This is a genomic window from Mycetohabitans endofungorum (assembly GCF_002927045.1).
GTDB classification, from domain to species: domain Bacteria; phylum Pseudomonadota; class Gammaproteobacteria; order Burkholderiales; family Burkholderiaceae; genus Mycetohabitans; species Mycetohabitans endofungorum.
Genome location: NZ_PRDW01000015.1, coordinates 1 through 14,064, shown reverse-complemented (window position 1 = coordinate 14,064; position 14,064 = coordinate 1). Strand labels below are relative to the sequence as shown.

Sequence of the window (14,064 nt, the reverse complement as noted above, 5' to 3'; positions counted from 1 at the left end):
GCCACGCCCCAGACCGGGCATCCCGATGCGTTACCATGAGCGACGAAGTGGCACGAGGGTACGCGTGCCGGCACGCGCCGGCCGTGCCGGAGTCGCATTGTACACGCCGGGTGCCGCCTTGAAACTGCTCCTGTCCGAAACGATGAAATTGAGATCCGTCACCTCGGTCGCCTTTGCCGCCAGCCTGCTCGCGCTGACGTCGCCGCGCGCGCATGCGGACTGCTTCGACAACGCGGCTGCCTATCATCACGTAAATCCACTGATCCTGCGCGCGATCGCGTGGCAGGAGTCGCACAACCGGCCCGATGCGCTGCACAAGAACGCGAATGGCTCGACCGACTACGGCCTGATGCAGATCAACTCGATCCATCTACCCAAGCTTGCGTCGTACGGTATCTCGCACCAAACGCTCATGGAACCATGCAAAGCCGTCTACATCGCCGCCTGGCACTTGCGGCGCCAAATGGACAAGTACGGCAATACCTGGCAGGCGGTCGGTTCTTACCATTCCGAAACACCGGCGCTGCGCGACAAGTACGCTAAGCAAATCATGGCGATCCTGAACAAGTGGAACCTGCTCGCGCAGCGCTGAGCTGACCTGAGTTGAACGGCACAAGCGACGGCGGCGGCAGGCGTAGAATGTGACGATGACTTCCGCCCCCCTGCCTGTCACCGTACTCTGCGGCTTCCTTGGCGCCGGCAAGACCACACTGCTCAATCATATCCTCGCGAACCGCGCCGGCTTACGCGTGGCCGTCATCGTCAATGATGTCGCGTCGGTCAATATCGATGCGCAACTGGTACGCGGCGCGAGCGAGCTGTCGCACGTCGATGAGCGGCTCGTTGAGCTTTCGAATGGCTGCATCTGCTGCACGTTGCGCGACGATCTGCTGCGTGAGGTCAAGCGGCTTGCCGCAGAGAACCGCTTTGATGCGATCCTAATCGAATCGACCGGCATCGCAGAACCGTTGCCGATCGCCGAAACCTTCACGTTCGTCGACAGCGACGGCGTAGCACTCGCCGACCTTGCCAGGCTGGACACCATCGTCACGGTGGTCGATGCGTGCCATTTCCTGCGTGACTATGAATCGGCCGACGCGTTGGCCGACCGCGGCATGGCCGCCGATGCCGGCGATGATCGCGCGCTGGTCGAGCTGCTGATCGAGCAAGTGGAGTTTTGTGACGTGCTGGTGCTGAACAAGGCCGATCTGGTCAGCGCCGACGAGCTATCCCGGCTACAGCACATCCTTGCGCGGATCAATCCGCGCGCACGCCAAGTCGTCTCGCGCTTTGCTGACGTGCCGCTGACCGACGTGTTCAACACCGGCCGCTTCGATTTCGATCTGGCGGCAAGCGCGCCAGGCTGGCTCGCGTCACTGCATCACGATCATTCCGGCGAGGCCGACGCATTCGGCATCGGCAATGTGGTGTATCGGTCACGCCGGCCGTTTCATCCGCAACGATTCTGGGACCTGCTGCACGACGAGACGGCCTGGCGCGGCGTGCTGCGCAGCAAGGGTTTTTTCTGGCTCGCTACCCGCAACGATCTTGCCGGCACGCTGTCTCAGGCCGGCACGGTATGCCGGCACGGGCCAGCTGGGACGTGGTGGGCCGCCCAGCCGCGCGACACGTGGCCGCAGGACGACGCGTTTCTGTCGGAGTTGGAAACGGATTGGCAGGGGGATTGGAGCGATCCGACGATCGGTGATCGTCGCCAGGAACTGGTGCTGATCGGTGCGCATCTGGATCGCGATGCGTGGCAAGCACGGCTTGACGCGTGCGTGCTGACCGATACGCAATGGCAAGCGGGACAGGAGGGCGCCGATCCGTCGGCATGGCAGGAATTCGCCGACCCGTTTCCGCAATGGAGCGAAACGTTCGATCACATCAGCGATGCCGATGACCCGCCCGGGAACACACCCGGGGTTGCCGGCGTTCGCTAGCCGGTCAATGTACACCGCGGCGCCGCGCGCCACGTCCGGCACGTTCACCGGACGTGGCGCGGGGAAAGTGCACCCGCTCACGGACGGCGGGCGGCACGGCTGCCTGCGTCAGCGCTTAACGCTTGTTGACGGCGTCCTTGAACGCCTTGCCGGCCGTGAACTTGACCGTCTTTGCAGCGGGAATCTTGATCGTCTCGCCGGTCTTCGGGTTACGGCCAGTGCGCGCTGCGCGCTTGCCCGAGCCGAAGCTGCCGAAGCCGATCAACTGGACGCTGTCGCCCTTGGACACGGCCTTCTTAATAACTTCGAGCAGCGTGTCGATCGTCTCGCCGGTTTGCGCCTTGCTGGCACCGGTCTGCGCGGCGACCGTGTCGATCAGTTCCTGTTTGTTCATACGTATCCTTTTAAAGTTGGTTGATTATGAACGCCACAAACGCGCCGATTATACGTGCGCGCGCCCTGGCGTCGAGTCCCGCGATCTTGCTGCAAGCGTTCCCCGAGCCACCTGCGGCGATGCAACATTAGCGTTGCCGCCTCCCAGCTCGAACTGGCACCCCCCTACGTGTGTAGACGATACTTGCTATGATAACCACGGCAAACCCTTTATTGACAAGGGTTCTGCAGAATTTACCTGCTCTTTCACACGCTGTGCGCAGTTTGTGCCGAAAAGGAACGTGATGTTCGCTCCCATCCCAATAAAAACCCGGTCAGCGTTGGTTTTTGCCAACGTTAGAACCCGATGACTGGTCCGCTCGTTGCCGCGCAGCTTGCATTGCGCGAGGATGGCACCCCTTATTCGCCGCTGTTCGACGATGTCTACCATAGCGCGATGGGAGGTATCGGCCAGGCGCTGCACGTGTTCGTTACGGGAAATCGGCTACCCGCCAATTGGCAACACAAGGCGGTGTTTTCGATTGTGGAGACCGGCTTCGGGCTCGGCTTGAACTTCCTCGTCACATGGTCGCAATGGCGCGGCGACCCCTCGCGATGCGATCGGCTGCATTTCGTTTCCGTCGAAAAACATCCGTTCAGCCGCGACAATCTTGACACGCTGCTCACGCGCCTGCTCGATTCGCATGCCGAACTTGCAGGCCTCGCGCACGAGCTGGTAAGCGCCTGGCCCATGCTCACGCCCGGCATCCATCGGCTGGCGTTCGATAATGGACGCGTCACATTGACACTGGCACTGGGTGATGCAGCGCAAATGCTGCCCAAGCTGGCCGTGCGCGCCGATGCGTTCTATCTCGACGGCTTCTCACCGGCCAAGAACGACGCGCTATGGTCGCCCGCGATCTTCAAGGCGCTGGCCAGGATGGCCGAAGTCGGCGCCACGTTCGCCACTTATACCTCGGCCGGCAAGGTCAAAGCCGCGCTCACCGTCGCCGGTTTCGTGCACCGTAAGGCACGGGGCTACGGCACCAAGCGCGACATGCTGGTCGGTGAATTTGCACCGGCCTACCGGGTCCGGCGCCACGAACCGCCGCCGCGCGCTGCCTGGACGCACCGCCATGCGATCGTGGTCGGCGCGGGACTGGCCGGCTGCGCGGTAGCCGAGCGGCTGGCTGCGCGTGGCTGGGCGATCACACTGCTGGAACAACGCGAAGCACCGGCGAGCGAAGCGTCAGGTAACCCGGCGGGCGTGTTCCATCCGATGATCGCGCGCACGGTGACACCCGCCACGCGGCTCTCGAGTGCGGGCTTCCTGTATGCGCTGCGAGCCTGGCAGGCATTGGCCGACGCCGGCCATACGCTGCATTGGCACGCCGGCGGGCTGCTGCAGCTCGCGCAAGACGACGTCGACGCCGCGGCGTTACGCAACGCCCTCGCCGCGGCCGGACTGCCAACTGGATTCGCCGTCGCGGTGGACCGCGATACAGCCAGCGTCTACGCTGGCGTCACGCTTGAACGCGGCGGCGTCTGGTTTCCATATGGCGGGTGGATCGCGCCGCCATCGCTGTGCCGCGCCCAATTGGCCGCGGCTCGCACCGCGCTCGCCGCAAACGGCCAAAGCCCGGCGTGGCGCACGCTGTTCGGCGTGCGCGTTGAGCAACTCGTCCATGATGTGGAAGGCTGGCACGCGCTTGATGCAGCGGGCAGGCGGATCGCCACGGCGCCCGTCGCGGTCATCGCCAACGCGCACGACGCGGTCCGTCTGGGCCATTTGGCACACGCGCCGGTGCGATCGGCTCGCGGGCAATTGACAATATTGCCACATGCCGCGCCGACTTCGCTTCGTGTGCCCGTAATCGGCGATGGCTACGCACTGGCACTGGATAAAGGCCGCCTGATGACCGGTGCCAGCTACGACATGGACGACACCGGCTTGGACGAGCGGCGCGCGTCACATGACGAGAATCTCGCCCGCCTGCGCGCGCTAATACCGGGAATTGCGCCGTCAATCGACTGGGCCAGGGTACAGGGGCGGGTGGGCCTACGCTGCGTGGTCAGTGACCGGCTGCCCATGGTCGGTCCGCTGGCGGACGAAGCGAATCCGATGGCAGCCGGCGCCTCCCAGTCCGGTGCACGGCTGCCGGACCTGCAACGGCGCCCTGGCCTGTACGGTGCATTCGCTTATGGTTCACGAGGACTCGTGTGGTCGGCGATAGGCGGCGAATTGCTCGCCAGCCAGATCAACGGCGAGCCTTGGCCTCTGGAGCGGGACCTGGCCGATGCATTGGATCCGGCGCGTTACCTGCTGCGGACACTGCGCGCTTCAGCTCAGCGATAGAGCGGCGCGTTAGCCTGACGCCCGTTCGCGGTTATCCACCTCGTGCTGTGGATAACCGTATGGGTTACTGACGCACGACATGTGGACCCATTCTGGGTAACAGCTGGCTGTGAACTTGCGGTAAGAAAGTTGTTCGGCGAAAGCAATGCGCGCCGCACATTTTTTCCGGAGACTTCTCAATATGGCAAGTAGATGTTTACAAGAGGTTAACTTAGGTTATCCACAGGCAGAGCATCGCTTTGTTAACTGCTACTACGTTTACATATACGGTAAACCTTAAAACCAACGTTCGGTCATGCCGAGCTAGACGAACGTACGATATGTCAGGACCGTCTACACAACACAGCCAGATTTCCTCATGCACCAAGTCAATTAACTTCACTACTCGCTGTTCTTCGCGCGCTGTAAGCAATTTGCCATTACACCCGTGCAGTACGGTTTGCTAACCCAACTGTCGCATCTACTAAGGGGGTTTGATTACGCGGGAGTCAAGTGAACAAGACCGGTGTCAATGCATTGAGCGGCTACTCGGGAACGGACGCACATCCGTCAAACTCTTCGAATAGCATCGCGGGTGGCATGCATCGGTCAAAATTACCTATCGTTCATACCTGGCCAATGAATACTGCGTTGTTTTTACCGGCTCAGGCGTATCGATTTCATTCGAGATCCACAACGTTGCTTCGGGATAGCCGGGCTGTGGCAAAATCAGGCACTTTCTACTCTGCTCGTATTTGCTCGGGCAGCCAATCCGGCTTATCCGGCATCGCGCGGGACGCATAGCTATAACGATCTGCGGTGCAACAGCGGGCGCGCCCGTCAGTCGACGCAGCCGCCACCTTGACGGAATGTGCCCAACGGTCATATCAGGCTGCGGATTTCTTCACACCGCGGTGTTTCGATGCGGTGTTCGCACGGGGTATCTCGCCATGCGTGCCGCTCGGCGGCCACGCGCAAACCGGTGACGATCGTAGATAATGAGCCAGCCGCGCCGGTGGTGCGCAACGACTGTCCCCTAGGCAAATACTTTGCAGAAACGCTGGATACTTGACAGGAGAAGGCATCACGATGAAGTCGGCGTTTTCTTTTTTTCCGAGCTGGCCGCTGGTTCCCGACGCGGTTTTCTATGCCGGCCTCGTCTTACTGATCGCCGGGTTGTGCGGTGAAGCCTGTTGGCGGGCGTTTCGCTTACCGCGCATTACCGGTTATGCGATCATCGGCCTGGTGGCTTCGGGCGCCGGTGCGCATGCGATTGATGCGACATTGGGTTTTTCGACACGCTTGTTGATGGACGTGGCACTCGGCTTATTGCTGTTTGAGCTTGGCAGCCGCGTCGACTTGCGTTGGTTACGCAAGAATCCATGGCTGATCGTATCGAGTCTGGCCGAGGGCGCGTTGACGTTTATCGCGGTGCTTGGCGCATTGCTGTCGTTGAAGATGCCGGTCGTCGAGGCAACCGTGCTGGCGGCGATCGCGATCGCGACTTCGCCTGCGATGGTAATCCAGTTAAAGACCGAACTGCGTGCGCAGGGGCAGGTCACGCAGCGTTTGCTGACCCTCGCGGCACTCAACAGTATGTACGCTGTCGTATTGGTGAAGCTGGTGTCTGGCTGGTTGCACCAGGAGTACTACGGCAACGCGTTCGCCACGATTGTGCAGCCGATCTACTTGATCGTCGGCTCGTCAGTGCTGGCCTATGGGCTCGCGCGCAGTTGTAATTTCCTGTACCGGCGTATCGGTTTGCAAGACGAGCATTCATTTGTCGCGATCTTTGGCCTCGTGCTCCTGGCGATCGCCATCGCGCATCTGTTCAAGCTGTCGACGGTCCTGGCCTTGCTCGCGGCGGGAATCATCTTCAAGAACTTGGATGAGCGCCCGCAGCTGTGGCCCGAGCATTTCGGCAGCGCCGGCTGGCTGCTAACCGTGATCCTGTTTGTGTTGACGCTGCTCAGCTTCCAATGGTCGCAGATCGCAATGGGTGGATTGGCCGCGCTTGTGTTAATCGTCGCGCGCTTCGTCGCCAAGCTGGTGGGTGTACTGGCATTCGCTAAGCCCAGCGGTATCGACCTGCGTCAAGGCACTGCGCTGGGCGTGTCGCTTGCGCCGATGTCCGCGCTCGCGTACTTGCTGATGGACGACACCTATGCGTTGTATCCTGACTTCGACCCCGCGTTCCGAGCCGTGCTGATGTGCTCGATTGTCACGCTGCAACTGGTTGCGCCACTGCTCGTGTATTGGGGACTGGCGCGCGCGGGTGAACGGCGTCAATGACGATTGGCGCAGCCGCGTATCGCGGCTGCGGCCAGGTGTAAAACAAGCGAAGCATCCAGAGGCGTTGATCATGGCACTCGAACCCTTCATCAATTCGGAACCGTTCACGTTCGGCATCGAGCTAGAGATTCAGGTCGTCAATACGCACGACTATGACTTGACCAAGGCCGCATCCGACCTGATGCGACTGATCAAGGACCAAAAGGCCCCGGGCGTGGTCACACCCGAGATCACCGAAAGCATGATCGAACTGTCGACCGGCATTTGCCGCTCCCACGCACAAGCGCTGGACGAGCTTCGCGCGCTGCGCGACATGCTGGTTTGCGCGGCCGACCAACTCAATGTCGGGCTATGCGGCGGTGGCACGCATGCATTCCAGCAATGGAACGAGCGGCAGATCTTCGACATGCCGCGATTCCAGTATCTATCGGAACTGTACGGCTATCTGGCCAAGCAGTTCACCGTGTTCGGCCAGCATGTGCACGTCGGCTGCCCGGACGCGGACAGTGCATTGTTCCTACTGCATTCGATGTCGCGGTATATTCCGCATTTCATCGCGTTGTCGGCCTCATCGCCGTACGTGCAGGGTGTGGATACGGGATTTCATTCGGCGCGGCTAAATTCGGTATTTGCATTTCCGCTCTCGGGCCGCGCGCCGTACGAGCTGACGTGGGAAGGTTTCGAGACGTATTTCTCGAAAATGGTCAGCACCGGTGTGGTGAACAGCATGAAGGACTTCTACTGGGACATCCGGCCGAAGCCCGGCTACGGCACCATTGAGGTACGCGTGATGGATACGCCGCTGTCGATCGATCGGGCTGCGGCGATTGCGTCGTACATCCAGGCGCTCGCGCGTTACTTACTGCTCGACCGGCCGCTGACGCTGTCCGAGGACGACTATCTCGTCTATACGTTCAACCGTTTTGAGGCATGCCGTTTCGGACTTTCCGGTGTACTTGTCAATCCACAGACCCGTGAGCGGCGCACGATCGGTGAAGATATCCTGGCGACGCTTGCTGCACTAGAGCCGCATGCGCGCGCGCTGGGCTCGATCGGCGCGCTGACCGACATTGAGCGAATCGCGCGAGGCGGCGAAAATGATGCGACATGGCTGCGCAATGTCTTCAGCCAGGAACAGTCGTTACCCGAAGTGGTGCGGCAGCAGACGCTACGCTGGCGAGGCTGACACATCGCCGCGTTGCTGCTATCGCTGTGCCGGCAATTGTTTCGCAATCCCGGCTGTATGGCGCGTGGTGGCCGCGCCCGGATCGACTTGCTGAATAACGAATAGCCCCACGGAACCTCGGCAATTTATCGTTGTCCGCCATAATATGTAGGCGTCCGGAAAGCTTGGTAAACGTTGGAAATGTTTGCGCTTAATACGGTAGTGAACTCGATTCGACCTCCTCACCAGGGTGATCAGAACTTTCGTATACAACGATAATAGTCGTTAACAAAGGCGGGCCCACAGCGTGGAAAATCGCAGAAAACACTAGTACATCAATATGTTATGAAAATGATAACAATAGAGATTACGGCGTTGCTACGGTGGATCGCGATGAACAGATGTTAGCTTGTCGCTACCGTCGGACACTTATTCAGAATCGATGCACCGTGATCGACGCCGTTTTTTCACGGGTTTATCCACAGTTTATGTCCGATTGCGACATGACCTATCATCCAGGCTCGCATAGAATGGACACGTCGATCCGGTAACGTGGCCACCAGAACATCGTGGTACGAACTTTCATTGTTGGCGTCCTGGCGCACGGCTGCACGGCGCCAGCAGTAAACCGGGCGGCGGGAGCCGCAGTGCATCGCTGCAGGTTCCCATCTTTATAATTATCTTGGATGGATTGCAAAACACGACTATGAGCGAAGGGGTCTACGGCGATAGGGTAACCGGTCGAATTACCCATGGGTTGCTGCGGCTGAGTACGGCAATGCGCAGCCAGGCCTGGGGCTGGGCAGAAGGCGTGGGCCTAACGCCGACCCAGGGAGAAATCCTGGTGTTGCTGATGCAGCGCAAGGGACCGATGCGTCTGGGCGAGATCGCGCGTGAGACGGCATTGACGCCGGCCACCACCAGCGATGCGGTTAGTACCCTGGAGAGCAAGGGCTTGGTCGAGAAACGCCGCGCGCTGGACGATGGGCGGGCGCTCGCGGTGCGCCTGAGCGCGCGCGGCAAGACGGCTGCCAAAAAGGCGTTGCAATGGCCCGACTTTATCGGGCATGCGCTCAGTGTGCTGCGCACGGAGGAGCAATCGCACTTCTATCGCTCGTTGTTGAAGATGATCTGGCAGATGCAGGAGAAGGACCATATTCCGCGTCATCGGATGTGTGTCTCATGTACTCATTTTGTGCCGAGCAAAACTCCGAAGAAGACACCGCACCGGTGCGAGTTGCTCGATCTGTCGATGGGCGACACAGACCTGCGGCTCGATTGTTCGGTCTTTGAAGAAGCCGACGTACCCACACAGAAGAGAACCTGGAAGATCTTCTCGCAAGCTGCCTGAGGGCGAGCGCTGCAACGTTGTCGGCTGCGCGACATGACGCTCGCGAACCGGATCGTCATGTCGCCGATGTGCCAGTACTCAGCGTCGCAGGGCGGGGTCGCGGACTGGCACATGATCCATCTGGGCCAACTGGCGCTGTCCAGGGCCGGCATGCTGGACATCGAGGCGAGTGTGGTGGAACCGGCCGGCCGTATCACGCCAGCGGACCTCGGACTGTGGGACATGTGCGGTACGGCTCGTCGGTGCGATCCGCGATGCATTCGATGCGTGCCCGCGTTGAACAGCACAAGGGTGTGCGTGTACGATGCGGAGTTTCACAGTTGATTCTTCGGGGAAGGACGATTCGATGAGTTCACGCAGGATCGCCGTACGCCGCTCTGGAGTGCATGGCAAAGGCGTGTTCGCGACCAGCAGGATTGCGCCGGGCGAGCAGCTGATCGAATACAAAGGAGAGCGCATTTCCTGGAAGGAAGCGCTGCGTCGCCATCCGCACGATCCCGAGCAGCCAAACCATACATTTTATTTCGCGCTAGATGACGGCACAGTGATCGATGGTAAGGTTGACGGCAACAGTGCGCGCTGGATCAATCATTCGTGTGCGCCGAACTGCGAAGCGCAGGAGATCGACGGGCGCGTGTTCATCCATGCGATCCGCACGATCGAGCCGGATGAGGAGTTGTTCTACGACTATGGGCTGGTCATCGACGCACGACTGACAAAGAAGCTGAAGAAGGAATATGAATGCCGGTGCGGCGCGAAGAAGTGCCGCGGCACGATGCTCGCAACATCGTCGCCGGTACCCGGCGGCGGCGGTAAAAAGCCGCGTGCCAGCAGCGGCGACGTGAAGCCGCGCAACAGCAGTCGCCAGCACGGCAATTCGGCCTCGGTGAAGAAAAAGCGCTGAACGCGGCTGGGGCCCGCGCCGGCGGGCCAGGTTGCATTCGTAGGCCGCGCCAGAGTTCAGTGGACTGGTCTCGGCGGCGGATCATCGTGTCCAGGCTGGCGTAACGACGGCAGTGGCAGGCGCACGATGAATCGCGATCCGCCGCCTGGCGCGTCTTCATAGTGGACCGAGCCACCGTGCAGCGCGATGATGTCCCGCACGATGGCCAGCCCTAGGCCCGCGCCCATCGGTCCTTCGCTGCCGGTCTGCGCATCGCCGCGGAAAAAGCGCTTGAACAGGTCGGCATGCAGCGCCTTCGGCACCCCGGGGCCGTTATCCTCGACAACCACTTCCGCCCAGCGGCGTAGGTCGGCGGGCGGCCGGGCTCCGGGGGCGCGGGTGGCTGGTTCGACGGCCACAGTCGCGCGATCGTCGGTTGATCCGGCATCGTGGAGCGGGACATCGACATGGCCGACCGTGACCGTGACGGTGCCGCCGCCGCTGGGCCGCGCCGGTGGTACATATTTGAGCGCGTTATCAATCAAGTTGCCGATGACCTCGCGTAGCAGCACTGGATTGCCCCGCACGATCAGCGGTTTGCCATCCGGTGGCGGATCGTAGTGAAAGCCCAGATCCAGCTGCGCGGCCAGCGCACGGGGCACCCATTCCGCGCCGGTGTCGAACGCAAGCTCGGTCAGGTCGATGTCGACGAATCGCGCGTTTTGCTCCTCCGGTTCCGCACGGGCTAACGACAACAACTGGTTAGATAGGCGCACTGCGCGGTCTGCCGAGGTGCGCAGCTCGTGTAGCGCAAGCCGCAACGTCGTGTTGTCCTTGGCCACGCTGGCCTGTTCGGCATGTAGCTTGATTGCGGTCAACGGCGTGCGCAGTTGGTGCGCGGCATCTGCAATGAACTTGCGCTGTGCGTCTAGCGCCGCTTTCAACCGATCGAGTAACGCGTTCAGCGCACTGGTCAATGGGCGGATTTCCAGTGGCACGTGCGTTTCGTCCACGGGCTCCAGCGATCGGTGCGTCTGGCGGTTCAGCGAGTCAGCCAGGTTGGTGAGCGGATTCAATTGCTGGTTGACTACGCGCCATACGATTGCCCAACCGGCGAACAGCAAAATCAGCAGCGGCATCATGATCGCGACGAGGAATTCAGCAGCGATTTGGTAGCCGTGTGTGACGTGCTGGCCCACCTCGATGATGATTGCATCGCCGTTTACCTGTTCGACCCGTACCTGGGCTACCCGCACCAGGCTGTCGCCATAGCGGGCGTCGAACACGTACGCGTAGCGCATGTGGCGCACCCGCGTGCCGTGCAGCGGCAATGCCGGGTCGCCAGCGATTAGCTGATTGCCGCGGCTCACACGGTAGATCAACTGCTGCACCGGATCGGAAAACATCGCATGCGTGAGCGGCGGCACGGTCCGCGGCGCGTCCGGCCCGGACAGCTCGACCTGCCGTGCAATCGCGCTGGCCAAGTCGACCATCGAACGGTCAACGACTCGCTCGGTGTATTCCCACGCGAGCCAGTACGCGATGAGTCCGCTCATCAATGCCAGCATCGACAACGGCGCCGCCAGCTTGCGCAGCAGCGAGCGGCGTAGACTCTTGGCGGCAATCACGAATTCTGGCGGATTTCCTGAAGCAGGTAGCCGAAGCCGCGCACGGTCACGATTTCAACGCGGCAATGCTCGAGCTTCTTGCGTACGCGGTGCACATAGACCTCGATCGCCGTGTCGCCGAGGTCGCCGCCAAAGTGCGTCAGGTGGTCCTGCAACTGCGCCTTGCTGACCACGCGCCCGTGGCGCAACAGCAGCATCTCAAGCACCGCGAACTCGCGCGGCGACAACTCGAGCGGCTTGTCGTCGTTGAAGATGCGCCGATCGACGCCGGATAGCCTCAGTCCGCTGAGGCTCACCTCCGGACGCGGCATGTCGCTATGCGATCCGCTGCGGCGCATGACCGCACGGATTCGGGCCTCGAGTTCGGCCGGCTCGAACGGTTTGATCATGTAGTCGTCGGCGCCGCTGTTCAAGCCCTGCACGCGGTCGTCCAATTCGTCGCGGGCGGTCAGCACGATGACCGGCGTATGGCGATTCGTCTGCCTGAATCGCGCCAGCAACGTCATGCCGTCGATGCCCGGCAAACCCAGGTCGAGGATCACGAGTTCATGCCGGTTCTGCGTCAAGGCCTGTTCCGCAAAAATGCCGTCGTGGACCATGTCCACCGTGAAGCCCGCCTGCTCTAGGCTGCTCTGGATACCCCGTGCGATGGGGCGGTCATCTTCGATCAGGAGGAGTCGCATGAAAGTCGCTCAAGTACAATGGGTTGGACCGCCTGCCGGGGCGACAAGGCCCCGCGTTTTGCACAAGGGCCCGTAATGTCCAATATCTCGATTCACGAACTGGAAGCTGCAATCAACTACTGGCGTGCTCGCTCGCCGTCCACCGGCGATGAATTGCGCCTGGGCAACGAGGCGAGCGCGTTATCGAAACCTTATGCGCTTTTGATTGTAACGCGTCAGCACGCCATTCCGGAGGACGCGCTAGACCCCGTGGCGCGCGATGCGTGGCAGGCTTACATACGGTTGAACGGGCGCTGACATTTGTGAAAGGCAGCGCCCGCGCGAGCTTTCAACAGCATGACGCGCCGGCGATCGAATCGATGAAGCCGGCCAGCTCGACGTCGCGCGTGGTGATGCCGCTTGCCTCGTGCGTGGCCAGCGTGATTTCGACCCGATTGTAGACATTGAACCATTCCGGATGATGGTTCATTTCCTGCGCCTTGATCGCCACACGAGTCATGAAGCCGAACGCCGCGTTGAAGTCGGCGAACTGCAACTGGCGCCGAATCGCGTCACGGCCGCTGACCGGCTGCCATGCGGGCAATATCGAGCCGAGCTTCGAGCGCTCGTCGGCGCTGAGTTTCTGGATCATGTCGTCACTTGTTCCTGCAGCAGGTCAACATAGGCGTGCGGCACAAGGTCTGTGTCGGATACACCCAGCTTGCCGAAGATATCGAGTGCTTCGGCCTCGCCGCCTGCCTCCTCGTCATCCTGCGCGAGCACGACTTCAAGTTCGACGAAATCACCTAGGCCGTCGACGCGATCCAGATGAATCCGGGTGCGGCCGGCCAGGTAGACGGTGCGCTCTTTTGTGACGATGCCGCTCGTGCCCAGTGCCGCAGCCAGGAGCGCATGCGTGGCGTGCGGATTCGCGACCGGACAGCGCTGGTAGAACGACACCTTTGGGCCATCGCGGTCATCGCGTTGGTAGAAGATCAACTCAGCGGGCGTGCCGTCCTCAAACTGCCGTAATTTCAGCCTGCCGCGCGGCACATCGTAGAAGTGATCCTGCTGGCGGTACACCAGCGGGGCGTCGCCGTTGGCGAGTGCCGCCGCGCGCTCGCGCAGCGCGTCGATGTTCGGAATCCGGGCCTTCATTTCGATGTTACGTGCCATTGATCTCTCCACGACGATGAGTGCGGTAAATGGCCGAACGGCGCCTGCCGCGCGGCTGCTCATGCAGCTTAGCGTATCATCGTGTCATTGTGCCCATTGTTGTTCGACTAGTCGCAGCGCGGCAGCAATCGCTGGCTCGTAGTGGCGCCGGCGAGTATGGCTACATCATTGTGGGGGCGGGCACGCCATGCTGCGTGCTGGCGAACCGGTTCTCGGTGGATCCGGGCATCCGGGCCGGGGGTCGAGCAGATGATCCA

At 61.3% G+C, this 14,064-nt stretch carries 13 protein-coding genes and 1 pseudogene; 9 read left to right on the top strand and 5 right to left on the bottom strand.

All coding sequences use genetic code 11. The annotated features are described in order from the left end of the window. Positions 1–142: 142 nt before the first annotated feature. Positions 143–592: a lytic transglycosylase domain-containing protein gene (locus tag B0O95_RS13170; RefSeq protein WP_104078326.1), complete on the top strand. Its 450-nt coding sequence runs from the start codon at positions 143–145 to the stop codon at positions 590–592. A gap of 55 nt (positions 593–647) precedes the next feature. Continuing rightward, positions 648–1,943, top strand: coding sequence for a GTP-binding protein (locus B0O95_RS13165; protein ID WP_104078291.1), 1,296 nt, complete (start codon positions 648–650; stop codon positions 1,941–1,943). Between the two features lie 115 nt (positions 1,944–2,058). Here the strand turns inward: B0O95_RS13165 and B0O95_RS13160 are convergent, their stop codons facing one another. Further along, a complete protein-coding gene (locus tag B0O95_RS13160) occupies positions 2,059–2,337 on the bottom strand; it encodes an HU family DNA-binding protein (protein WP_104078290.1) in 279 nt (92 codons plus the stop codon). 345 nt (positions 2,338–2,682) lie between these two features. Here B0O95_RS13160 and mnmC point away from each other — a divergent pair, with 345 nt between their 5' ends. The 6 genes and pseudogenes from mnmC to B0O95_RS13130 all read left to right on the top strand — a co-directional run bounded on the left by mnmC (position 2,683) and on the right by B0O95_RS13130 (position 10,362). Beyond that, positions 2,683–4,671, top strand: coding sequence for a bifunctional tRNA (5-methylaminomethyl-2-thiouridine)(34)-methyltransferase MnmC2/FAD-dependent 5-carboxymethylaminomethyl-2-thiouridine(34) oxidoreductase MnmC1 (gene mnmC / locus B0O95_RS13155; RefSeq protein ID WP_104078289.1), 1,989 nt, complete (start codon positions 2,683–2,685; stop codon positions 4,669–4,671). A gap of 1,068 nt (positions 4,672–5,739) precedes the next feature. Then, complete coding sequence (locus B0O95_RS13150; RefSeq protein ID WP_104078288.1) at positions 5,740–6,942, top strand: cation:proton antiporter; 1,203 nt, start codon at positions 5,740–5,742, stop codon at positions 6,940–6,942. Positions 6,943–7,012: 70 nt separating this feature from the next. Beyond that, on the top strand, positions 7,013–8,128 hold the full coding sequence (locus tag B0O95_RS13145) for a YbdK family carboxylate-amine ligase (protein WP_104078325.1): 1,116 nt from the start codon (positions 7,013–7,015) through the stop codon (positions 8,126–8,128). Between the two features lie 685 nt (positions 8,129–8,813). Next, the gene (locus tag B0O95_RS13140; RefSeq protein ID WP_104078287.1) at positions 8,814–9,458 is read left to right on the top strand and encodes a MarR family winged helix-turn-helix transcriptional regulator; all 645 of its coding nucleotides are present in this window, start codon (positions 8,814–8,816) and stop codon (positions 9,456–9,458) included. Positions 9,459–9,491: 33 nt separating this feature from the next. Then, positions 9,492–9,680, top strand: a pseudogene (locus B0O95_RS16680) (oxidoreductase); the annotation flags it as partial. Positions 9,681–9,804: 124 nt separating this feature from the next. After that, entirely contained in the window at positions 9,805–10,362 is a 558-nt protein-coding gene (locus tag B0O95_RS13130; protein ID WP_233203364.1) for an SET domain-containing protein, read from the top strand. A 56-nt stretch (positions 10,363–10,418) separates the two neighbouring features. Here B0O95_RS13130 and B0O95_RS13125 read toward each other — a convergent pair whose 3' ends face one another. Continuing rightward, the gene (locus B0O95_RS13125) at positions 10,419–11,909 is read right to left on the bottom strand and encodes a sensor histidine kinase (RefSeq protein WP_233203367.1); all 1,491 of its coding nucleotides are present in this window, start codon (positions 11,907–11,909) and stop codon (positions 10,419–10,421) included. A gap of 56 nt (positions 11,910–11,965) precedes the next feature. Continuing rightward, complete coding sequence (locus tag B0O95_RS13120) at positions 11,966–12,652, bottom strand: response regulator transcription factor (RefSeq protein ID WP_104078284.1); 687 nt, start codon at positions 12,650–12,652, stop codon at positions 11,966–11,968. A 75-nt stretch (positions 12,653–12,727) separates the two neighbouring features. Between B0O95_RS13120 and B0O95_RS13115 the strand changes: the two genes are divergently transcribed. Further along, positions 12,728–12,949, top strand: a complete 222-nt coding sequence (locus tag B0O95_RS13115) for a DUF3717 domain-containing protein (RefSeq protein ID WP_104078283.1) — start codon at positions 12,728–12,730, stop codon at positions 12,947–12,949. Positions 12,950–12,980: 31 nt separating this feature from the next. On the opposite strand, the gene B0O95_RS13110 is transcribed toward B0O95_RS13115, so the two are convergent. Together B0O95_RS13110 and B0O95_RS13105 are read right to left on the bottom strand one after the other, a co-directional pair. Continuing rightward, on the bottom strand, positions 12,981–13,283 hold the full coding sequence (locus B0O95_RS13110; protein WP_104078282.1) for a 4a-hydroxytetrahydrobiopterin dehydratase: 303 nt from the start codon (positions 13,281–13,283) through the stop codon (positions 12,981–12,983). Continuing rightward, positions 13,280–13,807, bottom strand: a complete 528-nt coding sequence (locus B0O95_RS13105) for a class IV adenylate cyclase (RefSeq protein WP_104078281.1) — start codon at positions 13,805–13,807, stop codon at positions 13,280–13,282. Before B0O95_RS13105 ends, B0O95_RS13110 begins: the two co-directional genes overlap by 4 nt. Positions 13,808–14,064 lie beyond the last annotated feature (257 nt).